Origin of the sequence: Geomonas oryzisoli (assembly GCF_018986915.1) — a bacterium.
Taxonomy (GTDB): domain Bacteria; phylum Desulfobacterota; class Desulfuromonadia; order Geobacterales; family Geobacteraceae; genus Geomonas; species Geomonas oryzisoli.
In genome coordinates, this window is sequence record NZ_CP076723.1 from 1,396,837 (window position 1) to 1,421,085 (window position 24,249).

A 24,249-nucleotide genomic window follows, 5' to 3' on the forward strand; every position below is an offset into this window, starting at 1 on the left:
CATGCCATGGATTCAGAGCTACACCCCCGTAGCAGGAAGCCTCGCGATGTCGGCGCTGGTTGCCGCCATCCCCCTCGTCGTCATCTTCGTCTGTCTGGCCGTGTTCAAGATGAAGGCCCACAAGGCAGGCCCCCTGGCGGTCGCCTCCGCCCTCGCCATCGCCATCTTCGTATGGCAGATGCCGGCCAAGCTCGCCGGGCTCGCCACACTGCATGGCGCCGCCTTCGGCCTCTTCCCGGTGTTCTACATCGTGGTGACAACCATCCTCCTGTACAACATCACGGTCAAGGGAGGGCAGTTCGAGATCATCCGCGCCTCGCTGGCCGGTCTCACCGGTGACCGCCGTCTGCAGGCCCTGCTGATCGCCTTCTGTTTCGGCGCCTTCATCGAAGGGGCTGCGGGCTTTGGCACGCCGGTCGCCATTGCCGGTGCCACGCTGGTCGGCCTTGGCTTCCGTCCCTTCTACGCGGCGGGTGTCTGTCTCATCGCCAACACCGCTCCGGTCGCCTTCGGCGCCATCGGGATCCCGGTGGTGGCGCTCGCCGGGGTCATGGGGTACGACGACGCCGGGCTCATGAAGCTCTCCACCATGGTAGGACGCCAGCTCCCCTTCGTCTCCATCTTCATCCCGTTCTACGTCATCATGATCATGGCCGGCTGGAAGAAGACCATCGAGGTGCTGCCTGCCATCATCGTCTGCGGCGTTACCTTCGCCTTCGCACAGTGGGGTACCGCGAGTTACCTCGGTCCCTACCTCCCCGACGTGACCGCGTCGCTGTTGACCCTGGCCGCCCTGGTCATCCTGCTCAAGTTCTGGCAGCCGGCAACCGTTTGGACCTTCGACCACGAGCCCGAGTTCACCGGCAAGGAAAGCCACGACTACACCGGCGCCGAGATGTTCCGCGCCTGGGCGCCCTACCTCGTCCTCACCATCATGGTTCTGGTCTGGGGTATCCCTTCGGTCAAGACCGCCCTGGACAAGAGCAAGGTGGTGATCCCCGTATCCGGCCTGGACAACGCCATCGTGAAGAAGGTCTCCAAGCCGGAAGACGGCATCAAGAAGGTCGCGGTCGTGAAAGCCGAAGCTGCCAAGCAGGCGGCGTCGCTCTCCCCGGCCGATGCCAAGCAGGCAGCCCTCACCGTCGGCCTGACCGAACTGCAGGCGCTCGAGGACAAGGTCCTGGCAGTCGAGCAGAGCCTGCCGGCCGGCAAGCCGGTGGTCACCGCAGAGCGTCTGGCCGCATACGACGCGGTCGACAAAAAACAGAAGGACATCCAGAAGATCCAGAAAGAACTGGTCGAGGCGAAGGCGGTCGACAAGGCGCAGTTCAAGGCTCTGGATAAAGCCCTCACCGACCAGCTCCCGGCCAAGGTTCCCGCCAAGTTCACCTTCAACTTCATGTCTGCGGCCGGTACCGCCATCCTGATCGCGGCCATCATCTCGGCTCTCATTTGCGGCGTAGGTATCGTCGACTTCTTCCAGGTGCTCGGCAAGACCCTGTACGACATGCGCTGGCCCGCGGTCACCGTCGCCTCCGTGGTCGGTCTCGCCTTCGTCATGAACGCCTCGGGCATGACCACCAGCATGGGCATCTCCTTCACCAAGGCGGGCGCCATGTTCCCGTTCCTCTCCCCGTTCCTGGGCATGCTGGGCGTGTTCCTGACCGGCTCCGACACCTCCAGCAACGTCCTCTTCGGCGGTCTGCAGAAGGTCACCGCGGAGCAGCTCGGCATGAACCCGCTCCTGACCGGCGCCGCCAACACCAGCGGCGGTGTCATGGGCAAGATGATCTCCCCGCAGTCCATCGCCGTCGCCTGCGCCGCCACCGGCCTCGTCGGCGAGGAAGGCAACCTGTTCCGCTTCACCCTGAAGCACGCCCTGTTCCTGACCACGGTCATGGGCGTGATCGTGGCGCTGCAGGCCTACGTCTTCCCCTGGATGATTCCCTGATAGACGGCAGCACTCCCCGGGAGGCAGCACCTCCCGGGGGATCTCCCGCACCCCGACGGCGGCGGGAACCCTACGGTCCTTACCCGCGCAACTCCCCACTTCCGATCACCGCGGCGCCAGGATCGCCTGAAAACCGCGAAGGGCCCATGGTATGGCGAAGAACCTCTTCAAGATAATCTGGCAGACCGTACTCCTTTGGCTGGTGTTCCGCCTGGGGGTGTTCCTGGTCGGCGCCCTGCATCTCTCCCTCCCCGGAAACGTGGCGGGGATGCTGCTCATGTTCGCCCTGCTCTCGAGCGGCCTGGTCAAACCCGCCTGCATCGAGGCGGCGAGCGGGTTTCTCCTGAAGCACTTTGCCTTTTTCTTCATCCCGATTTCGGTCGGGCTCATGTCCTTCGGTTCCCTGATGCGCCAAAGCGGGGTGGCGCTGCTGGCCATCCTGCTGTTGAGCGCCATGGCCGGCGCGGCGGTGACCGGAGTCACCGTGCAGCTTCTGCAGCGCAGGAGGGAGCCGTGAACCAGCTCCTCTTCGCCCTATTCGTGCTGGTCACCCTGGGGGCCTACCTGGCCACCCGCTGGCTCTTTCTCACCTACCGCAATCCCCTTTTGAATCCGGTTTTTCTGAGCACGGTTGCCCTCATCGCCCTGCTGCAGGCGACCGGTCTCACGCTGGAGGATTACCGCCCTGCGAAGGACTTCATGACCTTTCTGCTCGGGCCGGCTACCGTGGCGCTGGCGCTGCCGCTCTATCACAACCGGCAGGTGCTCAAGCGACACGCGCTTCCGGTCCTCTCCGGCGTCGCCGCAGGCTCCCTCACCACCATGGCCGCGGCGCTCGCGGCGGGTCGGTTGCTGCAACTGGACCGCGGCGTGCTCCTCTCACTGGGGCCCAAGTCGGTAACGGTACCGATCGCGGTGGAGATCTCCCGGCTGACCGGAGGGGAGGCGAGTCTCACCGCCGCCTTCGTGGTCGCCACCGGGATGATCGGCTCCATCGCCGGACCTGCCCTGCTTAGCCTGTGCCGGGTGCAAAGCCCGGTTGCGCGCGGACTTGCCTTGGGCACCGTGTCGCACGGGCAGGGGACGGCCGTGGCGCTTCTGGAAAACGAGACCGCCGGCGCCATGGGCGGGGTCGCCATGGCCATCGCCGCGGTTTTCACCGCACTGGTGGCTCCGTACTATCTGCCCCTATTTCTGCGCTAGCGGCGACAGCGGCTAACGGTTCAACCTCACACGAAAGAAAGGAACTAACGCCATGGAAGATAGCTTCATCAAAGCCCTCAGCGAGATAGTGGGGGCGCAGTATACCCTCTCCGATCCCGAGTCGCTTGCCTGTTACGGCTACGACTCCACCCCCGAACTGCAGAGCCGACCCGGGGTGGTCGTCCTTCCCGGGAATTCCGAGGAGATAGCCCGGGTCATGGCGCTCTGCGAAGGCGCCGGCGTGCGGGTCACCCCGCGCGGCTCCGGCACCAACCTCTCGGGGGGCTCGATCTCCTTTGATTCCGGCGTCGTGCTGCAGACCAGCAGGATGAACCGGATCCTCGAGATCGACGAGGAGAACCTGACCGCCACCGTCGAAACCGGCGTGATCACCTCGACGCTGCACCGCGAGGTGGAGGCCAAGGGGCTCTTCTATCCTCCCGATCCGGGCAGCATGAACATCTCCACCATGGGCGGCAACGTCGCCGAGAACTCCGGCGGTCTCAGGGGACTCAAGTACGGCGTCACCGACGACTACGTCATGGGGCTCAAAACGATCCTCGCCAACGGCGAGATCTTGAAAACCGGCGGCAAGGTGGTCAAGGACGTGGCGGGCTACAACCTGAACCAGCTCCTGGTCTCTTCGGAAGGAACCCTCGGAGTCTTCTCGGAGATCACCGTGAAGCTGATCCCCAAGCCGCAGACCAAGAAGACCATGCTGGTGCATTTCCCGCAGCTCGAGCAGGCGGCGCTCACCGTCTCCCACATCATCGCGGCGCGCATCATCCCGGCGACGCTGGAGTTCCTGGACCGCACCACCATCAAGTGCGTCGAGGACTACGCCCACGTGGGGCTTCCCCTGGATGTCGACGCCGTGCTCCTCATCGAAGTGGACGGGCACCCCGCGCAGGTCGAGGAAGATGCCGCCGGCATCCGGTCGATCTGCGAGCGGCATCACTGCTCCTTCTTCCAGACCGCGGCCAGCACGGAGGAGGCTTTGAAGCTCGCCACCGCCCGCCGCGTGGCGCTCTCGGCCCTGGCCCGGGTCCGTCCCACCACCATCCTCGAGGACGCCACCGTGCCCAGAAGCTGCATCGCGCCGATGGTGAAGCTGATCCAGGACACCGCCAAGAAGTACGACCTGTTGATCGGCACCTTCGGACACGCCGGCGACGGCAACCTGCATCCCACCTGCCTCACCGACGAGAGGAACCCCGACGAGATCAAGAGGGCGCACCAGGCCTTCGGCGAGATCTTCGAGGCGACCATCGCCATGGGGGGGACCATCACCGGCGAGCACGGTGTCGGTGTGGCCAAGAAGAAGTATCTGCCCAAGCTGGTCGGGGAGTCCGGCCTCAAGGTGATGCGCGGCATCAAGGGGGCCTTTGACCCCAGGGGCATCCTCAACCCGGGGAAAATCTTCTAGTCGGACGTCAGACCGGTCTGACCAGTCTGACCAGTCGGACTAGTCAGAGAGAAAAGAGGCCATCATGGATTTCGTAAAACTGATCAACTGCATGCGCTGCGGCATGTGCCTGCCGCACTGCCCGACCTATAAGGAAACCTTCCTGGAGACTGCCTCGCCGCGCGGACGCGTGGCGCTGGTGCGCAAGTTCCAGGAAGGCGAGCTGGTGGAGAGCGAGAAGTTCCTCGAGTACGTCTCCCTCTGCCTGGACTGCCAGGCCTGCGCCTCGGCCTGCCCTTGCGGCGTCAATGCCGGCGAGCTGGTGGCCGAGTTCCGCTGCGAGAGAAAGCAGGAGCAGGGGCTCTCCACCATGGAGGACCTGATCCTGAGAAAGCTGGTGCCGCACCCGGATCGCCTGGAGGCGGCCACGGCGCCGCTGAGGCTCTACCAGCGCACCGGCCTGCAGAAGGTGGTCCGCTCGCTCGGTCTTTTGAAGGTATTCCCGGCGGCGCTGGAGCGGATGGAGGGGCTGCTGCCCAAGCTCCCCGAGGCCCCGCTGCGCCAGACCATCAACGAGGTCACCCCTGCGGTCGGCGAACAGAAAGGGACGGTGGGCTTCTTCCTTGGCTGCGTCATGAGCCTCATCTTCAGCGAGGCGAGCCTTGCCACCGTGGAACTGCTCTCCAGCCTGGGCTACAAGGTGGTCACCCCCAAGGACCAGAAGTGCTGCGGCGCCCCCAACATGCTGGGACACGACATCGACGGGCTCAAGGAGGCCGCGCGCTTCAACACCGACCTGTTTCAGTCACAACAGCTCGATTTCGTGGTCACCGACTGCGGCGGCTGCGGAGCGGAACTGAAGAAGTACGGTCACCACCTGGACGGCGAAGCTGCCGCCACCGCCTTCAGCACCAAGGTCAGGGACATCTCCGAGATCCTGGCTACCGAGGCCGGGACGCTGAAGGAGAAGTTGAAGCCCCTGCCGCTCAAGGTGACCTATCACGACCCGTGTCACATCGCCCACTGCCAGGGGATCCGCAGCCAGCCCCGCGCCCTGATCAACCTGATCCCCGGCATCGACTTCCGCGAGCTCCCCGAGGCGGATGCCTGCTGCGGATCGGCCGGTACCTACAACATCGAGAAGCCGGAGATGTCGGATCGGGTGCTGTCGCGCAAGGTGCAGAACGTCCAGAAGACCGGTGCCGACTACCTGGTGACCAGCAACCCCGGCTGTCTCTTGCAGCTGAAAAAGGCGCTCTCCGAGGCGAACCCGCCGGTCAAGGTGATCCATCTGACCGAGCTCTTGCAGATGAGCCTCAATGCCTGAACGGGAGCGGAGCGACAGGCCGAAAAGAGGTTTACGTGTGCGTCAAATTGACGCGGTCGGCTCGGCCAGACTCCAAAAATTTTGTTGCCTTAGCCACCCTAATGTAGTATCGGTGCCTCATGAAATTTACGCCGATTAAACCGAAAAAGGTATCGACTCAGATCGCCGAACAGATCCGCAGTTCGATTTTGGCGGGTGAATTCAACCCGGGCGAAAAGCTCCCCCCCGAGCGCGAACTGGCCGAGCTGTTCGGCGTTTCACGTCCCTCGGTGCGGGAAGCGCTCAACATTCTCACCTCGTCGGGGCTGGTGGAGACCTACCAGGGGGGAGGGACGCTGGTCCGCTCCCTGGTCGAGAACTCTGCCGCCATGCCGCTCACCGAGCTGATCCGCATCGACGGCGACCGCGCCCTTGACGTAATCGAGGTGCGCAAGGGGATGGAGTCCTGGACCGCCTGGTATGCGGCGACGAGGGCACTCCCCGAGGACATCCGGCGCCTCGAGGCCGTGATCGAGGGGATGAAGAAGAACCTCGAAGATCTCAAGCACTCGGAGGACTTCGACGCCCACTTCCACATGCTGGTGGCCCGCGCCACCCACAACGTGGTCTGGTCGCACATGATGCAGAGCATCTTCGAGGCGATGCAGGAGTTCCAGCGCGACGTCTGGCGCGCCGTCTACCTCACCGAAGAGGACCAGCGGCTGCTCTACAACCACCACCTGAAGGTCTACGAGATGATCCGCGACCGCAATGCAGAAGGCGCCCGCGACGCTATGCTGGAGCACCTGGATTTCGCGCAGAAGCGCTGTTCCGCCTACGTCTCCATGCGCGGATCCGAATAAGTACCCAGCCAAGAGACCCAAGGCCCGGTAGAGCACTCTGCCGGGCCTTTTTTGCCTCCGCTGTCCGCGGCCGCCGCGCCGGTCGCGGCAGGCGCGCCGCGGCCCGATCCCCGCGCGGGGGTGCTTTTTGGTTGAAGCAAAAATTGTTTTTGGTTATAGTTACGCGATTTATTTCCCTGCAGATAAAACCAAGGAGGGTTTACATGATAGATTTTCTGGGCGATTGGAAGAGAACCAGTTATTGCGGCGAGTTGCGGGCCGAGCACATCGGTCAGGACGTGGTCCTGATGGGGTGGGTAGCCAAGCGGCGCGACCACGGCGGGCTCATCTTCGTTGACCTGCGCGACCGCGACGGCGTCGCCCAGGTGGTTTTCGACCCGGAAAGAAACGCCGACGCGCACGCCAAGGCCGAGACCGCCAGGAACGAATTCGTCCTCGCCATCAAGGGAACCGTGGCGGCGCGTCCGGAAGGGACGGTGAACCCGAAGATGAAGACCGGCGAGGTCGAGGTGCTGGTAAAAGAGTGCAAGCTCCTCAACCCCTCCAAGGCGCTTCCCTTCACCCTGGACGGCTTCGTCGACGTCAACGAGAACATCCGCCTCAAGTACCGCTACCTCGACCTCAGGACCGGGCAGCTGCAGCAGAACCTGATCCTGCGCTCCAAGGTGGCCCAGCTCACCCGCTCCTACCTGACCGACAACGGCTTCCTGGAGCTGGAGACCCCGTTCCTGACCAAGTCCACCCCCGAAGGCGCCCGCGACTTCCTGGTCCCGTCCCGTATCAACAAGGGTGAGTTCTACGCCCTGCCGCAGTCCCCGCAGCTCTTCAAGCAGATCCTCATGGTCTCCGGTTTCGACCGCTACTTCCAGATCGTGCGCTGCTTCCGCGACGAGGACCTGCGCGCCGACCGCCAGCCCGAGTTCACCCAGATCGACTGCGAGATGTCCTTCATCGACCGCGAAGACATCATCACCGTGATGGAAGGTCTCATGGCCCGCATCTTCTCCGAGGCGCGCGGCGTGAAGGTCGAGCTCCCGATCCAGAGGATGACCTACCAGGAGGCGATCCGCCGCTTCGGCGTCGACAACCCGGACCTGCGCTTCGGCCTCGAGCTGGTGGAACTCTCCGACATCGTCAAGAATTCCGGCTTCAAGGTCTTCGCAGACGTGGTCAACGGCGGCGGCATCGTCAAGGGGATCAACGTGAAGGGCGCCGGCGCCATGAGCCGCAAGGAGATCGACGACCTTACCGAGTTCGCCAAGATCTACGGCGCCAAGGGCCTTGCCTACGTGAAGATGACCGCGGAAGGGTGGCAGTCCCCGATCGCCAAGTTCTTCACCCCGGAAGAGATCGCCACTATGGACAAGGCCTTCGACGCACAGGAAGGCGATCTGCTCCTGTTCGTGGCCGACAAGCCGAAAGTAGTCAACGACTCCCTCGGCAAGCTCAGGAATCACCTCGCCGCCAAGATGGGGCTCACCGATCCGAACGTGTTCCGTTTCGTCTGGATCACCGACTTCCCGCTGCTCGAGTGGGACGAGGAGGAGAAGCGCTGGGCCGCGGTGCACCACCCGTTCACCGCGCCGATGGACGAGGATCTGCAGTACGTGGAGAGCGACCCCGGCCGCTGCCGCGCCAAGGCCTACGACCTCGTGCTCAACGGTAACGAGATCGGCGGTGGTTCCATCAGGATCCACCAGGAAGAGGTCCAGTCCCTCATGTTCAAGATGCTCGGCCTCTCCGAAGAGAGCGCGCGCGGCAAGTTCGGCTTCCTGCTCGACGCGCTTGAGTACGGCACCCCGCCGCACGGCGGCATCGCCTTCGGCCTGGACCGCCTGATGATGCTCATCACCGGCTCCGACTCCATCCGCGACGTCATCGCCTTCCCCAAAACCCAGAAGGGCGCCTGCCTCATGTCCGAGGCTCCCTCCGGCGTCGACACCCTGCAGTTGCGCGACCTGGGCATCCGTCTCGCCGCGAAGCAGTAAGGCGTCACCTCATTGAGGCTTTTCGCCCGTTTCATACTCCTGCTGTTCATGCTCTCCGCGGCGGCCTGCGCAACGCAGCCGCCGCGTTTTCGCGATGAAGCCGCCGCCAAACTCGACCAGTTGAAGCTCGAAGGAGGGGAGCGGCTGCGTCCGGCCGAGTACGCGAGCGTGCTCCAGGCGTTTCTCAAGGGGGACGCCTACCTGATGGAGAGCGAACAGGAGGAAGCAGACCGCTACTTCCAGATGACGATCCTCAAGGGGGATCTCCTCGCGCAGGAGGTTGCCGCCGAAAAGGCCCGCAGGCTGGCCGAGGCTGCGCGCCTGGCCGAGGAACGCCGGCAGGCCGAACTGGTACGGTTGGCCCGTCTGGAGGAAGAGCGCCTGGCCAAGGCACTGGCCGCCGAGAAGGCCCAGCGCGAAGCAGCCGAGGCGGAGCGGCGCAAGGCGCGTCCGGTGGTAAAGGAGCCTGTGCAGGTTGCCTCCTGGACCGTCCGCCGTGGCGAATCCCTGCCGCTGATCGCTTCGCGCCCCGAGGTCTACGGGGACCGCAACCTCTGGCCCCTGATCTACCGCGCCAACCGGGACCAGATCCGCGACCCCAAGCACATCTGGCCGGGGCAGGTACTGCGCGTTCCCAGGAACGCAGGGCGTGACGACTTCGGCGAGGCCCGGCGCTACGCCCAGGAGCACCCTCTGCACTGATCGACCCCATTTCGTCAGACAGTATTTTTGAACGTCATTTTGTGCAAAAACGGCCGTTTCTTCTTTTCGTCGCCGGTGAGACGGTGGGGCGCTTCGCCGTCGTAGCCGTCGCCGTCCCCGCCGCAGCGGCGGCCGCCTCATCCCTTTTGGTAATAGTTTTGCGCCACTGCGCGTTTTAGCTCGCTTTTTTCCCGCATCCGACCAAGCGTCACCCCTTGCCGACCCGCTCTACTCCTATTTAGAATCCTCGCCGAATTCACCCAGATTTTCCCTTGACAGTGAAAAACGTTTTGTATACTGTATACAAAATTTGAAATCCAAGCATATCCTGCTAACATCCCATAATCCTTTATATATTTCGAGAGTCGCCGCCAAGGCCCCTCATCGGGGGTGGATGGAAGGTTGTTGGCGGGCTCCCTCAGGATAATAAAACACCATGTCGGGCGATGGCAGCGTGGCTTTGCCCACCATTTTGCATTTTATGCTGCGCATAAAACTCAAGGAGAGATCATGACAACACAGACTAAGATCGTTTGGACCAAGATCGACGAGGCCCCCGCACTGGCAACCTACTCCCTGCTCCCCATCGTCAACGCCTTCACCAAGGCAGCCGGCGTCGAGGTCGAGACCAGGGACATCTCCCTGGCAGGCAGGATCATCGCGAACTTCCCGGAGAACCTGACCCCGGAGCAGAGGATCGCCGACGAGCTGGCTTACCTGGGCGAGCTGACCCAGAAGCTGGAAGCCAACATCATCAAGCTCCCGAACGTCTCCGCTTCCATCCCGCAGCTCAAAGCCGCCATCGCCGAACTGCAGAGCCAGGGGTACAACATCCCCAACTACCCGGAAGAGCCCAAGACCGAAGAAGAGAAGGCACTGCACGCGCGTTTCGCCAAGGTGCTCGGCTCCGCCGTCAACCCGGTGCTGCGTGAAGGCAACTCCGACCGCCGCGTCGCCAAGGCCGTCAAAGAGTACGCCAAGAAGCACCCGCACAAAATGGGCGCCTGGGCTTCCGACTCCAAGAGCCACGTCTCCAACATGAGCGCCGGCGACTTCTACCACTCCGAAAAGTCGGTGACCCTGAAAGAGGCCACCACCGCCAAGATCGAGTTCGTGGACAACCTGGGCAACGTGACCGTGCTCAAGGAGAAACTCCCGCTGCAGGCCGGCGAGGTACTGGACGGCTCCTTCATGAACGTCCGCGCTCTGCGTAAGTTCATCCAGGAGCAGATCGACGACGCCAAGGCCAAAGGGATCCTCTTCTCCGTGCACCTGAAGGCCACCATGATGAAGATCTCCGATCCGGTCATCTTCGGCCACTTCGTCTCCGTGTACTTCAAGGATGTCTTCGAGAAGCACGAGGCGACCTTCAAAGAGATCGGCGTCAACGCCGACCTGGGTCTGGGCGACCTGTACAAGAAACTCGACAAGCTCCCGGCAGGCAAAAAGGCCGAGATCGAGGCCGACATCCAGGCCACCTACGCCAAGCAGCCGCCGCTGGCCATGGTCGATTCCGACAAAGGGATCACCAACCTGCACGCTTCCAACGACATCATCATCGACGCCTCCATGCCGGTCGTGATCCGCGACTCCGGCAAGATGTGGGGCCCGGACGGCAAGCTTGCCGACACCAAGTGCGTCATCCCTGACACCAGCTACTCCGAGTGGTACCAGGAGTGCATCGACTTCTGCAAGAAAAACGGCCAGTTCGACCCGACCACCATGGGCGCCACCTCCAACGTCGGCCTGATGGCACAGAAGGCCGAGGAGTACGGCTCCCATGACAAGACCTTCGTTGCACCGCTCAACGGCACCATGCGCGTTGTCGACGCCTCCGGCGAAGTGCTGATCCAGCACCAGGTCGAGCAGGGCGACATCTGGCGCGGCTGCCAGGCGAAGGATCTCCCGATTCGCGACTGGGTCAAGCTCGCCGTCAGCCGTGCCCGCGCCACCGGCGCTCCGGCCGTCTTCTGGCTCGACAAGAACCGCGCCCACGACGCCCAGATGATCGAGAAGGTGAACACCTACCTCAAAGACCACGACACCAACGGTCTCGAGATCCACATCATGTCCCCGGTAGAGGCGATGAAATTCACCCTGCCCAGGGCCAAGGCCGGCAAAGACACCATCACCGTCACCGGCAACGCCCTGAGGGATTACCTCACCGACCTGTTCCCGATCCTCGAGCTCGGCACTTCCGCGAAGATGCTCTCCATCGTTCCGCTTCTGGCGGGCGGCGGCCTCTTCGAAACCGGTGCGGGCGGTTCCGCTCCGAAGCACGTGCAGCAGTTCCAGCAGGAAGGCTACCTGCGCTGGGATTCCCTGGGCGAGTTCCTGGCCCTGGCCGTCTCCCTCGAGCACCTGGCTGCCACCTTCAAGAACGACAAGGCTGCTCTCCTCGCCGAGACCCTCGACGTCGCCAACACCAAGTTCCTGGATCAGAACAAGAACCCGGCGCGTAAGGTCGGCCAGATCGACAACCGCGGCAGCCACTTCTACCTGGCCATGTACTGGGCCGAGGCCATTGCCGCCCAGACCAAGGACGCCGACCTCGCCGCCAAGTTCGCCAAGGTCGCCAAGGCACTGCAGGAGAACGAAGAAAAGATCAACGCCGAGCTTATCGGCGCCCAGGGCAAGCCGGTCGACATGGGCGGCTACTACCACCCGAACGATGCCAAGACCGAAGCGGCTATGCGTCCGAGCGCGACCCTGAACGCGATCATTGACTCTATCGTCTAAGAGGCGTAAACAGTAAATTCCGTTGTACCGTACACATCACATTTAATTAACGGAGGAAGAAAACATGGCACGTAAGAAAATCGCACTTATCGGTGGTGGTCAGATTGGCGGCGTCCTTGCTCAGCTTGCAGCTCTGCGTGAACTGGGTGACGTGGTGATGTTCGACATCGTGGAAGGCCTGCCGCAGGGCAAGATGCTGGACATCGCCGAGGTGGGCTCGGTTGACGGCTTCGACTGCTGCCTCAAGGGGACCAACAGCTACGAAGACATCGCCGGCGCCGACGTGGTCATCGTCACCGCGGGTCTCCCCCGCAAACCGGGCATGAGCCGCGACGACCTGATCGAGGTCAACTCCAAGATCATGACCTCCGTTGCGGAAGGCATCAAAACCCACGCACCGAACTCCTTCGTCATCGTCATCTCCAACCCGCTCGACGCGATGGTGACCCTGTGCCAGAAGATCACCGGCTTCCCCTACAACCGCGTCATCGGCCAGGCCGGCGTCCTCGACTCCGCACGCTTCAAGACCTTCATCGCCTGGGAGCTGGGCGTTTCCGTGAAGGACGTGAACGCGATGACCCTGGGCGGCCACGGCGACGACATGGTGCCGCTGGTGCGCTACGCCTCCGTGAACGGCATCCCGGTCATGGAACTGCTCGAGAAGAAGTACAAGGACAAGGCTAAGGCCAAGGAAGTCATGGACGCCATGGTCAAGAGGACCCGCGGCGCAGGCGGCGAGGTTGTCGCGCTGCTCAAGACCGGTTCCGCTTTCTACTCCCCGGCTTCCTCCGCCATCTGCATGGCAGAGTCCATCCTGAAGGACCAGAAGCGCGTTCTCCCGACCTGCGCATACCTCAACGGCGAGTTCGGCGTGAAAGGCTTCTACGTCGGCGTTCCCTGCGTCCTGGGCGAGAACGGCGTCGAGGCGATCCTCGAGTTCGAACTGGATGCCGAAGAGCAGGCCATGATGGACAAGTCGGTTGCCGCCGTTAAGGAACTCGTTGGTTCCATGAAGTAACAGGCAGCTTGAGTGGTACTACCAGGGGGTAGGGAGGTTTCCCCTCTCTACCCCTTTTTTACAAAAACAGACAGTTTGGGCCAAAATCCGAGCACTTGCATTTTGTTTACACTATGTGTTATAACCCCACAATTTGCACAGCCTGCGAGGGCAATTTGTCAAAGGAGCTACGTTGATGGAGAAAACACCGGCGAACATCGAGATCATCGAGAAGTACTGCAAGGGGTGCCACATCTGTGTGGAATTCTGCCCCACCAAGGTCTTGGAAATGAAGGGCTTTGTGGCTAGCGTCAAGAACCTTGAGGCCTGCATCAAGTGCATGCAGTGCGAGCTGAGATGCCCTGACTTTGCAATCAAAGTATCGTAAACAATCTTAGGAGGTATGAAAGTGGCTAAAAAAGTTGCATTCCTTCAGGGGAACGAAGCTGCCGCACAGGGGGCACTCTACGCCGGGTGCACGTTCTTCGGCGGTTATCCGATTACACCCTCTACCGAGGTGGCAGAGGTTATGTCTGTCGAGCTTCCGAAGATCGGCGGTAAATTCATTCAGATGGAAGATGAGATCGGTGCCATGGCTTCCGTCATCGGCGCTTCGCTTACCGGCGCTAAAGTACTGACCGCGACCTCCGGTCCGGGCCTCTCCCTGAAGCAGGAGCTGATCGGTTACGCCTGCATCGCCGAGACCCCGTGCGTCATCGTCAACGTCATGAGGGGCGGCCCCTCGACCGGTATGCCGACCGGCCCTTCCCAGTCCGACGTCATGTGCGCCAAGTGGGGCACCCACGGTGACCACCCGGCCATCTGCCTCACCCCGGCCTCCGTGCAGGAACTGTTCGAAGAGACCGTGCGCGCCTTCAACCTGGCTGAGAAATACCGCACCCCGGTTATGGTCATGCCGGACGAGATCGTGGCCCACATGCGCGAGCGCATCGTGTTCCCGGAGCCGGGCGAGCTGGAAGTCGTCAACAGGACCGCACCGAGCGTTGCCCCGGCCGAGTACAAGCCGTACGACACCAGCTTCGGCGACGTGCCGCCGCTGGCCGCTTTCGGTAGCGGCTACCGCTTCCACGTGACCGGCCTCAACAAGGGCCAGGACGGCTTCCCGACCACTAAGGCTGCCTGGGTGCAGGCCGAGGAAGAGCGCCAGGTGCGCAAGGTCGACGCCAACATCGACGACATCGTCCAGTTTGAAGAGTACGAACTGGCCGACGCCGAAGTCGCCATCGTCGCCTACGGCTCCACCTCCCGCTCCGCCCGTTTCGCAGTGAACGAGGCCAGGAAGCAGGGGATCAAGGCCGGCCTGTTCAGGATCAAGACCTTCTGGCCGTTCCCGGAGAAGCAGATCGCCGCTCTTGCCGGCAAGGTGAAGGCGTTCATCACTCCGGAGATGAACCTCGGCATGTGCACCGGTGAAGTGAAGCGCTGCGCAGAAGGCAAGGCAGCGGTCCACGGCATCTTCCGCGTTGACGGCGAGCCGATCAACCCGGGGCAGATCCTCGAAAAGATCAAGGAGGTTAAGTAACATGGCTTTTGATTACGATAAGTACATCCGTCCCGGCAAGCTGCCGCACATCTGGTGCCCGGGCTGCGGTCACGGCATTGTCATGAAAGGCCTGATCCGCGCGATCGACACCCTTGGTCTTCAGAAGGACAACACCGCCATCGTTTCCGGCATCGGCTGCGCATCGCGTCTCCCCGGCTACATGGATTTCTGCACCCTGCACACCGCGCATGGCCGCGCCGCCGCTTTCGCAACCGGCGTCAAGATGGCCAAGCCGGAGATGAACGTCATCCTCGTGGGCGGCGACGGCGACGGTACCGCGATCGGCGGCAACCACTTCATCCACGCCTGCCGTCGTAACATCGACATGACCTACATCATCATGAACAACAACATCTACGGCATGACCGGCGGCCAGTTCTCCCCCTGCACCCCGACCGGCGCCAAGGCGTCCACCACCGTGTACGGCAACCCCGACCCGGCATTCGACGTCGCCAAGCTGGCAATCGGCGCCGGCGCCACCTTCGTGGCCCGTGGCACCGCGTACCACGCAACCCAGATCGACAAGCTGATCGCGGAAGCCATCCAGCACAAAGGCTTCTCCGTTGTCGAGATCCTGGACGACTGCCCGACCACCTACGGTCGCCGCAACAAGTTCAAGTCGGTCATCGAGATGATGAACCGCCTGAAGGACATCGCCGTTCCGGTCAAGGCCGCCGAGAAGATGACTGCCGAGCAGCTCGAAGGCAAGATCCTCACCGGTGTTCTGTACAAGGAAGAGCGTCCGAACTACACCGACGAATACGCGAAGGTCATTGAGCGCGCCAAGAAATAACAAAGGAGGAGAACCTCAGATGTCTCAGAGATATGAAATCAGATTTTCCGGGGCTGGTGGGCAGGGTCTCATCCTCGCCGGCGTCATCATGGCAGAAGCCGCTTCCATCTACGACGGTAAGCAGGCAGTTCAGTCCCAGAGCTACGGCCCCGAGGCAAGGGGTGGTGCATCCAAGTCGGAGGTCATCGTTTCCGACACCATGATCGACTACCCGAAGGCGACCGTGGTCGACGCGCTGCTCGCGCTGACCCAGGAAGCAGCCGACAAGTACTCCCATGACCTGAAGGAAGGGGGCGTGCTGCTGATCGACTCCGACCTTGTGAAGAACGTTCCCAAAGGGAACTTCAACACCGTTGCCTTCCCGATCATCAACACTGCCAAGAACGAAGTTGGCCGTGAGATCGTGGCCAACATCGTCGCCCTGGGCGCCATGGTGGCACTGACCGGTGTGGTCACCAAGGAAGGCGCCGAGAAGGCAGTTCTGGCCCGCGTGCCGGAGGCCTTCATGGAGCTGAACAAGAAGGCGTTCCAGATGGGCTACGAGAAAGCCATCGCAGCACGCGCCTAATTGTCCTGACACCAGTAACAAAGGAAAGGCCCGGCCTCACAGCCGGGCCTTTTTTTATTCCAAAAGCTTTAACGCAAAGACGCGGAGCCGCAGAGACGCAAAGAGAAGAAAACCACATATTGGTTTGGTTTTTTGCTGTTACATTTACATACCTTAGCGTCTTCGCGCCTTGGCGCCTTTGCGTTAAAGTCTGAAAGGCTTTTTCTAACGCAAAGCCGCAAAGGCGCAAAGAGGCAAAACAAAAGCAAATACAACAAGACTTTAAGTCCAGAGTCTTGGTTTTATGCTATTGCTGTCTTTGCGCCTTTGCGTTAAGTTTCAAAGCCGTTGAAGTTTCTTTGGCATCAGCTATAAAGAAGAGACCACTTTTAGCCCTGCCAAAAAGGAAGGATGCATGCCCCAGGAACTGTGCCACATGGCGCTCCGACAGACCCTCGATCTCATAGGACTGACAGACGAGGCCCTCAGGGATCTGACCCGCCGTAAATTCAGCAGCGACGAGCTGTACCGCGAGGTGCTCGGCAAACTGCTCGGCGGCAACGGCCGCCGCGGGCCCAGCGGCATACTGATCGCCAACGAGGGCCCAGGCTCGGTCTGCTGCAACGGACGCGTTTTTCACTTAAGGCACGGCGAACTTCTGGAGCGCTCCGACCCGATCACCATCGAACCCGGTTCCACATACGCCAGCAGCCTGCTCATGGTCGAGGGGGGCAGCGAAGCGGTGGCACTGAACTGGACTGACAGTTGTGCCACCGTGGAGGAGTTCCAAACCTTCTTCCATCCGCAGGTGGTAGCGGCCATGGAAGAACCGATACTCAACTTCGTAAGCTGCCGCATCAGCGGCGACGTCCGCGGCGTCATCGAAGCCTTCAACTATGCCGGCCACGTAACCGAGTACGACGCCGACGTGCTCAGAAGTGCCGCGGTCATGATCGGTTCACTCATCACCGTTTCCAACGGCATGCGCGAGACCGAGCATGCCTTCCACTACGCCATCCAGGCCCTGGCCCGAGCCTGTGAAGCGGCCGAGCCGGATACAGGGCACCACATCGTGCGTGTGAACCGCTACGCGGGGGCGCTTGCGGCCAACATGGGGTTCAACACCGAGTTCGTGGAGGACATGTCGATGTCCGCGCAGATGCACGACGTGGGCAAGATCCGCATTCCCACTGAAATCCTGCTCAAAGGGGGGAGGCTGACCCCGAGGGAAATGAAGCTGGTGCGCCAGCATCCCGCCTATGGTGCGGAGATCATAGGGGACTCCCCCAGGCTCAGGATCGCGCGCGAGATCGCCATCTCGCACCATGAGAACTGGGACGGCACCGGCTATCCCAAGCGTCTGAAGGGAGAGCGGATCCCGCTATCGGGGCGGATCGTGAAGGTCGCTGACGTCTACGACGCCCTGCGTTCCCGGCGCAGTTACAAGGGAGCCATGACCCACCAGGAAACCCTCGACGTGTTCAGAAACGGAGATGACCGTATCAACCCCGCTGCCCACTTCGATCCCTCAGTATTGGCAGCCTTCTTCAGGATCGAGCACATGTTCGAGATGATCTACGACAGTTCCGTTCCCAAGCTCGGCCTGGACCGGGCCGTCAACGCTGCAAAATTGAAATAGGGATTAGCTTCGGTTAGCCGAGGAGGTGGCGGTTCTTTTCAACCTTTTGCCTGGTGAGGTGAGGAGGGTGATGAACGCAAGCCCCCTCCCTGTCCCTCCCCCTCCGGGGGCGGGAACGCGCTAGGCATGGAGGCTAGTTGAAAATGGGGGGAATCGCGGAAAGGCAGCAACCTATGTCCCCTCGCCCGGAGGGAGAGGGCCAGGGAGAGGGAAGGTTACTGGAACGGATTTCAGTCGTGAAGGCCTTTTTTTAACCGCTCCACCCTGTGCTGCATGATGACCTGCTGCAACTTTTCCGGCGGAACCTCTTTATTGTCCAACAGCGCCGGGTCAACCCCCAACTGCGCCGCATTCATCCTCGCCACCTCCAGCGCCACCTCCCACCCCGGCATCTCTGCATGGAAGTCCGCCGCCACCTGCAACGGCAGGAAATCCTGAATCCCCCCCTTGATGGCATCCAGCGCCAGCCTGATCTTGGTCGAGTCGCGCAGTTCCTCCCACCGGTTGGCATTGTTGTGCAGCCTGTTGGTTGCCTGCAGTGCGCGTTGCAGCGCGACCGGCAGACGGAGCCTTTTGCAGAAGGCGGGCACCTGCTCTGCTCCCAGCGCGTCGTGCCCGTGGTGCTTGGGGTGGAGTTCCGGCGGCGTGTACAACTTGCCCAAGTCATGGAAGAGGGCGCAGAAGCGGGCGGTGGGGTCCGGCGTCAGTTGCGCCATCCGTTCCAGTACCTGCAGCGAGTGGGTGAACAGGTCCCCCTCGGGATGATGCTGGGGCGGCCCCGCCGTGATTGCCGCCATACGGAAGATCTCGGGGAGGAAGTTGTCGCCGATCCCGAACTCCACCATGCGGCGGAAAAAGCGGGACGGGTCCTCCTTGCCGATGGCCTTCAGCATCTCCTGGGAGAAGCGCTCCACCGGGATTCCCTGCAACTGCACCGACCAATCCCGGCTTTTCAGGATCGCTTCCGCCTCCGCATCCAGGCGCCACCCTTCGCACTCGAAACGAAAGGCACGCAGGATGCGCAACGGGTCGTCCGTGAGACTGGTGGGGCTACAGCAGCGCAGGGTGCGTCGCTGGAGGTCCGCTTGGCCGCGGAGAGGATCGGAGAGTTTGCCGTCCAGCGACATGGCCATGGCGTTAACGGTGAAGTCGCGTCGGGAGAGGTCGTCCGGAAGGGCATCGAGCGTGTGGAGCCAGGTGATCTCGATCTTGCCGAAGGGTTCTTTGAAGCGGAAGTAGATGTTGGGGGTGCTTTTGGATTCCACTAGGCGAAAGCCCAGCGCGGTAAGTTCCGAGACGGGAACCGCCGCCGCCAGGTCCACGTCCTGGCACTCGACTCCTAAAAGCACGTCCCGCACCATGCCGCCTACCATGAAGATCGAGGAGTGCAGGTGCTCCGGGAAAAAGCTCTTCAATGCAGCAATCAACCGGTCCATTAGCCCCTCGTCTCACGCAAAGACGCGAAGCCGCAAAGAAAGCAAAAAAACAGGGGTGAAGGGGGGGATGTTTTGCTTTGCGCCTTTGCGGCTTTGCGTGAGGTAATGCTTTTAGATTTTTTCCAGCAGCGCCACGTCCTCGACGTGCACCGTCTGCGGGAACATGTCCACCGGCTGCACTTCGAGCGTCTTGTACCCGAGCCCTGCCAGGATATCCAGGTCGCGCGCCAGCGTCTCCGGTGAGCAGGAAACGTAGATGATCCTTTGCGGCTTGATGGCCGCCACGCTCTTCAGCACCTTCTCGTCGCACCCCTTCCTGGGCGGATTGAGCACGATCAGGTCGGCACCACCTTCCTCGCCGATCTCGTCGATGAGGTGGACGGCGTCGCCGGCTTCGAAGCTGCAGTTCTCGGCGCGGTTCATGGCCGCGTTGGCGGTGGCGTCGGCGACGGCCGCATCTACGACTTCGATACCCACAACCTCGCGGGCTTTGTCGGCCAGGAACAGCGAGATGCCGCCGATGCCGCAGTAGAGGTCGATCACCCGCTCCTTACCGGTCAGACGTGCGAACTCGCGCACCTTCTCGTAGATGATGCGGGCCGCGCCGCTGTTGACCTGGAAGAAGGAATGCGGCGACAGGTTGAAACTCTTGTCCCCGATGTACGCCTTCAAGGTCTGCGCCTTGGTGATGGAGCGATCCTTGTGGCCGAAGATGACGTTGCCGGTCGAGGTGTTGATGTTTTGCGCCACCACGGCGACTTCGGGCACCGCCTGCTGGATGAACTTGGCCAGGTGGTGCATCTCGTTATAGCCCTGGTCGGTTGTTACGAAGACAACCATGACTTGGTTGCTCGGCTCGGCCACCCGAACCACGAGGTAACGCAACAGTCCCATCTCGCTCTTCGGGTTGTAGATCGGCACCTTCCCCTTCTTGATGCCCGCCTTGGCGGCCTTGACCACTTTGTTGATCAGCGGGTGGTGCAGGGCGCAGTCCGCGATCTCCAAGACATCGTGGCTGTTGCGCCGGTAGATGCCGATCACCGGGTCGCCGTGCTTGCCCGCCACCACCAGCTTGGCGGTGTTGCGGTAGCCGAGTTCGTTGGGGGAGCCGATGGTATCGTGGATCGCCACCTCGGCAAGCGAGGGGTACTTCCGGATCTGCCTGGCGACCAGCCCCTTCTTCCAGGCGAGCTGAGCCGGGTAGCGCATCTGCATCAGACCGCAGCCGTCGCAGACCCTGCCCATGGTGCAGGCGGGGGAGGGGACGCGGTCGGGGGACCTTTTCAAGATCTTTATGATGTTGGCGAAGGATTCCCTGCGCCCGACATAAGTGATCTTCACCACCAGGGTTTCGCCGGCGAGTCCCCCGGCGACCAGGATCCTGGTCCCCTCGTGGTAGGCGACGCCGTAGGCTTCGTCGTTGTTGGTCTGTATCTGGACTTCCAGCACCTGTCCGCTATGCAGCGCGGGCTGGCGTTCCTCCGCGGCACGGGCCGGACGGGCATTCTTTCCTGTTGCCTGACTCGTGGCTCCCTTTGCGTCGGGCCTCTTCACGCCCTTGGCAGGTGTGTGTTCGCGATGGTCACGCGGCTTGTGCGCCGCCGGACGCGCATTCTTCCCGGTGGTGGGCTCGGCTGTGGCAGAGCGCTCAGTCCTCGCAGCGGGCTTCTTCGCCGTGGGTGCGGCGGATGTTTCTTTACGGAAGGGTTTGGAACTGTCGGAGAATTGCTTTGGTTTTCTGGTATTTTTCATGCCTTCATACTTAAAGGGAAATCCAGGCCATGTCAACCGTCGAATTGTCTTGGGAGCTTGCAGACTACCGCTCAAAAGCTACACTCAGCTCTGGTGCCGAAATGTCAGTGCGCTAAAGACGGTAAGGACAAAGCTTGCAAAGACCGGAGGTGTGCCATGACCAGCTTCAAGCAGAGGTTACTGTGTTTCGCGGTGTTGGCTCTATCCTGCGCCGCAACCGTACAGGCGAGTGAGGCAAAGGCGCAGTTGAAACTGACCAGTAGTGCTTTCACAAACTCCTGCAGCATTCCCGCCACCTTCACCTGCGATGGATCCGACGCCAGTCCGCCCCTCTCCATCGCGGGAGTACCCAAGGAAGCCAAGTCACTGGCCCTGATCATGGACGACCCCGATGCCCCAGGGGGAACCTGGGCACACTGGGTGCTCTGGAACATCGATCCGGCCACCACGCAGATTGCCCAAGGGGCGGTCCCGCGCGGGGCGCAGCAGGGAGAGAACAGCTGGCGGCGCAAAAGCTACGGCGGTCCCTGCCCGCCGTCCGGGCAGCACCGCTATTATTTCCGTCTCTACGCGCTCTCAGAGCGCCTCAACCTTCCCGCCAACAGCACCAGGAAAGAGCTCGACCTCGCCATGCGCGGCAAAGTCCTGGCGCAGACCGAGCTCCTTGTAATCTACGCTCATCGCTAGAGCCTAGTAAGCAAAACAATCGCAGCCCAAGTCCCAGAAACGGCGCTGGCTCGGAAGCCAGATGCGCGTGTGGCGGTACGCCGGTTCTGCCTCTTTGTGCGCCGCCAGGGGAGCCGACGCATCGCCGCTGTGGTAACCGCCGAAACGTCTCACCGGTGACCAGTCTGGGCTAACCGGTAGCGACGGCACCAGGTTGCCGAACTCTTCGCTGCCGTACACTACCTTGCCGCCGACCACGGTCAGCACCGATTCGATCGCCTTGATTTCTTTCTCGGGGACCTCGAAGTAGTCAGCGGAGAGCACGGCAAGGTCCGCCAAGGCTCCGGGTGTCAAATTACCCTTCTTTCCATCCTCGCCGGAAAACCAGCTGCTCCCCTCGGTGTACAGCCTGAGCGCCTCCATGCGGCTTAGGTGGTTCGCCTCGGGATAGAGCAGTGTGCCGCCGATGGTGCGCCCGCTGACCAACCAGTAAAGAGACAGCCAAGGATTGTAGCTCGCCACCCGTGTTGCGTCGGTGCCGGCACCCACCGGTATGTCCATCGCCATCATGCTGCGCACCGGCGGGGTATGTGCCGTTTCCCGCTCACCGTACCGGTCGAGGAAATATTCACCTTGGAAGGCCATCCGGTTCTGGATGGCGATGCCGCCCCCCAGTTCCTTGACCCGCTCTAGGTTCTTCGCCGTGATAGTCTCGGCGTGGTCGAAGAACCAACGTAATCCGTTGAACGGGATGTCCCGGTTCACCGCCTCGAACACGTCCAGAAAACGGGTGATGGATTCGTTGTAGGTCGCGTGCAGACGGAACGGCCAGCGCTTCTCCGCCAGCAGCCGTACCACCGCGGCAAGCTCCTCCTCCATCACCACCGGGAGGTCCGGGCGCGGCTCCAGGAAATCCTCAAAGTCGGCGGCCGAGAACACCAGCATCTCGCCCGCCCCGTTCATGCGTAGGAAATCGTCCCCCTGTCCCGGTTGCGTCATGGTGACCCACTGGGAAAAATCGGCCAGCTCACCCTTGGGGTGCTGCGTGAACAGGTTGTACGCGATGCGCAGCGGCAACTCTCCCGCTTTGGCCAACTGCTGGATAACGCGGTAGTCGTCGGGGTAGTTCTGGAACCCACCGCCGGCATCTATGGCGCTGGTGAGGCCCAGCCGGTTCAGCTCCCTGAGGAAGTGGCGCGTCGAGTTCACCTGGTCCTCGAAGCCGAGCTTCGGCCCCTTGGCGAGGCTTGCGTAGAGCAACATGGCGTTCGGCTTGGCGATCAAGAGTCCGGTCGGGTTGCCGTTTCTATCCCGCTCGATCATCCCGCCCGGCGGTTCGGGCGTGTCCTTGCCGTAGCCGAGTGCATGCAGCGCAGCGCGGTTCACCAGGGCGCGGTCGTACAGGTGCAGGATAAAGACCGGCGTATCGGGCGCTGCCAGGTTCAGTTCATCGAGGGTAGGCATGCGCCGCTCGGCAAACTGGAACTCGGTCCAGCCGCCGATGACCCGCACCCATTGCGGCGGTGGTGTCCGCTTCGCCTGCTCCATGAGCATCTCCAGCGCCAGCGCGAGCGAGGGCACCCCGTCCCAGCGCAGTTCCATGTTGAAGTTGAGTCCTCCACGGATCACGTGTATGTGCGAGTCGTTTAGCCCCGGGATCACCCGGCGCCCCTTCGCATCGATCAACTGCGTGTGGTCATCGGCCGTCGCGGTCAACTCTTCGCCGCCGAGAGCCTGCACCCTGCCGTCGCTGATCGCGATGGCCGAGGCCTCCGGGTTCTGGGTGGCCAGCGTGCTGATCTTGCCGTTATGTATAATGAGGTCCGGTCCTTTCATACCTTGCCTCCCAAAAAAGAAGCAGGCAGAGAGCTGAGCCCCTGCCTGCTGGAAGTACAGCCCTTTGTATAGCCAGCAACCATCCTTTAAGTCCCCTCCCCTGGAGGGGGAGGGTTAGGGAGGGGGCTGGCCTGAGAACAGCTAACAACCTACAGACCGCTGTTGTGCCTGCTGGCCGGTGCACCGTGCACCATGGTGTAGGCGTACTCGACCCCCTGCCCGTAGGCGCCGCAATGTTCCTTCACCACGGAGATGACATCGTCATAGGTTTCCTTGCGGGCCCAAGTCCTTTGGTACTCCAGCATCACCTGAAGCGAGGTCATCGGCACCGCCCCGGCCTGCTCGATGCGCCGCATGGCCGCGTTGTGCGCTGCCACACTGGTCCCGCCCGAAGCGTCTTCCACCGCGTACACCTCGAATCCGGCCTTCATGGCTTCAAGGGCAGGGAAGGCGAGGCAGACCTCGGTCCAGAGCGCGGCCATGATCAGCTTGGTGCGTCCCGTGGTTTGCACCGCTTCCACGAACTTCGGGTCATCCCAGGAATTCATGGAGCTGCGTTCGATGATGTCGTTGTCCGGGAAGATGTCCAGGAGCTGGGGCCACATGTTTCCAGAGAAGCTCTTGGTCTCGACGGTGGTGAGGATGGTGGGAACGTGGAAGATCCTGGCGGCCTTGGCCAAGAGCATCACGTTATTGAACAGTGTCTGGCGGTCGATACTGGCAACGCCGAAAGTCATCTGAGGCTGGAAGTCGATGAAGATGACCGTGCTGTTGGTTGGATTCAGCAAATCCAGTTTGCTCATGACAGCTACCTCCTTTTTTTTTACCTCCAATAGGCACAGTATAGTCCTCTCGGTAATTA

General features: G+C 61.9%; 21 protein-coding genes. 17 read left to right on the forward strand and 4 right to left on the reverse strand.

Annotated elements, in window-relative coordinates; translation table 11 throughout:
• Position 1: 1 nt before the first annotated feature.
• The 16 genes from KP004_RS06190 (at position 2) to KP004_RS06265 (ending at position 17,697) form a co-directional block, all read left to right on the forward strand.
• Entirely contained in the window at positions 2 to 1,951 is a 1,950-nt protein-coding gene (locus KP004_RS06190; protein WP_216801488.1) for an L-lactate permease, read from the forward strand.
• A 151-nt stretch (positions 1,952 to 2,102) separates the two neighbouring features.
• Entirely contained in the window at positions 2,103 to 2,468 is a 366-nt protein-coding gene (locus KP004_RS06195) for a CidA/LrgA family protein (protein ID WP_216801489.1), read from the forward strand.
• Entirely contained in the window at positions 2,465 to 3,154 is a 690-nt protein-coding gene (locus KP004_RS06200) for an LrgB family protein (RefSeq protein ID WP_216801490.1), read from the forward strand. The genes KP004_RS06195 and KP004_RS06200 overlap by 4 nt, the downstream gene beginning before the upstream one ends.
• A gap of 52 nt (positions 3,155 to 3,206) precedes the next feature.
• The gene (locus tag KP004_RS06205) at positions 3,207 to 4,580 is read left to right on the forward strand and encodes an FAD-binding oxidoreductase (protein WP_216801491.1); all 1,374 of its coding nucleotides are present in this window, start codon (positions 3,207 to 3,209) and stop codon (positions 4,578 to 4,580) included.
• A gap of 64 nt (positions 4,581 to 4,644) precedes the next feature.
• Positions 4,645 to 5,886, forward strand: coding sequence for a (Fe-S)-binding protein (locus KP004_RS06210; protein ID WP_216801492.1), 1,242 nt, complete (start codon positions 4,645 to 4,647; stop codon positions 5,884 to 5,886).
• A 119-nt stretch (positions 5,887 to 6,005) separates the two neighbouring features.
• Positions 6,006 to 6,728: a FadR/GntR family transcriptional regulator gene (locus KP004_RS06215; protein WP_216801493.1), complete on the forward strand. Its 723-nt coding sequence runs from the start codon at positions 6,006 to 6,008 to the stop codon at positions 6,726 to 6,728.
• A gap of 203 nt (positions 6,729 to 6,931) precedes the next feature.
• On the forward strand, positions 6,932 to 8,716 hold the full coding sequence (gene aspS, locus KP004_RS06220) for an aspartate--tRNA ligase (RefSeq protein ID WP_216801494.1): 1,785 nt from the start codon (positions 6,932 to 6,934) through the stop codon (positions 8,714 to 8,716).
• Positions 8,717 to 8,728: 12 nt separating this feature from the next.
• Positions 8,729 to 9,418 carry a LysM peptidoglycan-binding domain-containing protein gene (locus tag KP004_RS06225; RefSeq protein ID WP_216801495.1) on the forward strand — a complete coding sequence of 230 codons (690 nt, stop codon included), beginning with the start codon at positions 8,729 to 8,731 and terminating at the stop codon, positions 9,416 to 9,418.
• Positions 9,419 to 9,459: 41 nt separating this feature from the next.
• Positions 9,460 to 9,597 carry a hypothetical protein gene (locus tag KP004_RS06230; RefSeq protein WP_216801496.1) on the forward strand — a complete coding sequence of 46 codons (138 nt, stop codon included), beginning with the start codon at positions 9,460 to 9,462 and terminating at the stop codon, positions 9,595 to 9,597.
• 331 nt (positions 9,598 to 9,928) lie between these two features.
• Positions 9,929 to 12,157 carry an NADP-dependent isocitrate dehydrogenase gene (locus KP004_RS06235; RefSeq protein WP_216801497.1) on the forward strand — a complete coding sequence of 743 codons (2,229 nt, stop codon included), beginning with the start codon at positions 9,929 to 9,931 and terminating at the stop codon, positions 12,155 to 12,157.
• Positions 12,158 to 12,221: 64 nt separating this feature from the next.
• Positions 12,222 to 13,175 (forward strand): malate dehydrogenase, encoded by a 954-nt coding sequence (gene mdh, locus KP004_RS06240; RefSeq protein WP_216801498.1) that lies wholly within the window; start codon positions 12,222 to 12,224, stop codon positions 13,173 to 13,175.
• A gap of 175 nt (positions 13,176 to 13,350) precedes the next feature.
• On the forward strand, positions 13,351 to 13,542 hold the full coding sequence (locus tag KP004_RS06245; protein WP_129126504.1) for a 4Fe-4S binding protein: 192 nt from the start codon (positions 13,351 to 13,353) through the stop codon (positions 13,540 to 13,542).
• 21 nt (positions 13,543 to 13,563) lie between these two features.
• Positions 13,564 to 14,697: a 2-oxoacid:acceptor oxidoreductase subunit alpha gene (locus KP004_RS06250; RefSeq protein WP_216801499.1), complete on the forward strand. Its 1,134-nt coding sequence runs from the start codon at positions 13,564 to 13,566 to the stop codon at positions 14,695 to 14,697.
• Between the two features lies 1 nt (position 14,698).
• Entirely contained in the window at positions 14,699 to 15,511 is an 813-nt protein-coding gene (locus KP004_RS06255; protein WP_183348764.1) for a 2-oxoacid:ferredoxin oxidoreductase subunit beta, read from the forward strand.
• A 19-nt stretch (positions 15,512 to 15,530) separates the two neighbouring features.
• Positions 15,531 to 16,079, forward strand: a complete 549-nt coding sequence (locus tag KP004_RS06260) for a 2-oxoacid:acceptor oxidoreductase family protein (protein WP_183348762.1) — start codon at positions 15,531 to 15,533, stop codon at positions 16,077 to 16,079.
• A 394-nt stretch (positions 16,080 to 16,473) separates the two neighbouring features.
• Positions 16,474 to 17,697 carry an HD-GYP domain-containing protein gene (locus KP004_RS06265; RefSeq protein WP_216801500.1) on the forward strand — a complete coding sequence of 408 codons (1,224 nt, stop codon included), beginning with the start codon at positions 16,474 to 16,476 and terminating at the stop codon, positions 17,695 to 17,697.
• A gap of 230 nt (positions 17,698 to 17,927) precedes the next feature.
• On the opposite strand, the gene KP004_RS06270 is transcribed toward KP004_RS06265, so the two are convergent.
• Positions 17,928 to 19,133, reverse strand: a complete 1,206-nt coding sequence (locus tag KP004_RS06270) for an HD domain-containing protein (protein WP_216801501.1) — start codon at positions 19,131 to 19,133, stop codon at positions 17,928 to 17,930.
• A 111-nt stretch (positions 19,134 to 19,244) separates the two neighbouring features.
• Positions 19,245 to 20,885, reverse strand: a complete 1,641-nt coding sequence (gene rlmD / locus KP004_RS06275; protein ID WP_239026967.1) for a 23S rRNA (uracil(1939)-C(5))-methyltransferase RlmD — start codon at positions 20,883 to 20,885, stop codon at positions 19,245 to 19,247.
• Between the two features lie 156 nt (positions 20,886 to 21,041).
• Between rlmD and KP004_RS06280 the strand changes: the two genes are divergently transcribed.
• Positions 21,042 to 21,572 carry a YbhB/YbcL family Raf kinase inhibitor-like protein gene (locus KP004_RS06280; RefSeq protein ID WP_216801502.1) on the forward strand — a complete coding sequence of 177 codons (531 nt, stop codon included), beginning with the start codon at positions 21,042 to 21,044 and terminating at the stop codon, positions 21,570 to 21,572.
• A 3-nt stretch (positions 21,573 to 21,575) separates the two neighbouring features.
• Here the strand turns inward: KP004_RS06280 and KP004_RS06285 are convergent, their stop codons facing one another.
• Both KP004_RS06285 and KP004_RS06290 read right to left on the reverse strand, forming a co-directional pair.
• The gene (locus KP004_RS06285; RefSeq protein ID WP_216801503.1) at positions 21,576 to 23,387 is read right to left on the reverse strand and encodes an amidohydrolase; all 1,812 of its coding nucleotides are present in this window, start codon (positions 23,385 to 23,387) and stop codon (positions 21,576 to 21,578) included.
• Between the two features lie 149 nt (positions 23,388 to 23,536).
• Positions 23,537 to 24,190 carry a hydrolase gene (locus KP004_RS06290; RefSeq protein WP_216801504.1) on the reverse strand — a complete coding sequence of 218 codons (654 nt, stop codon included), beginning with the start codon at positions 24,188 to 24,190 and terminating at the stop codon, positions 23,537 to 23,539.
• Positions 24,191 to 24,249: the final 59 nt, after the last annotated feature.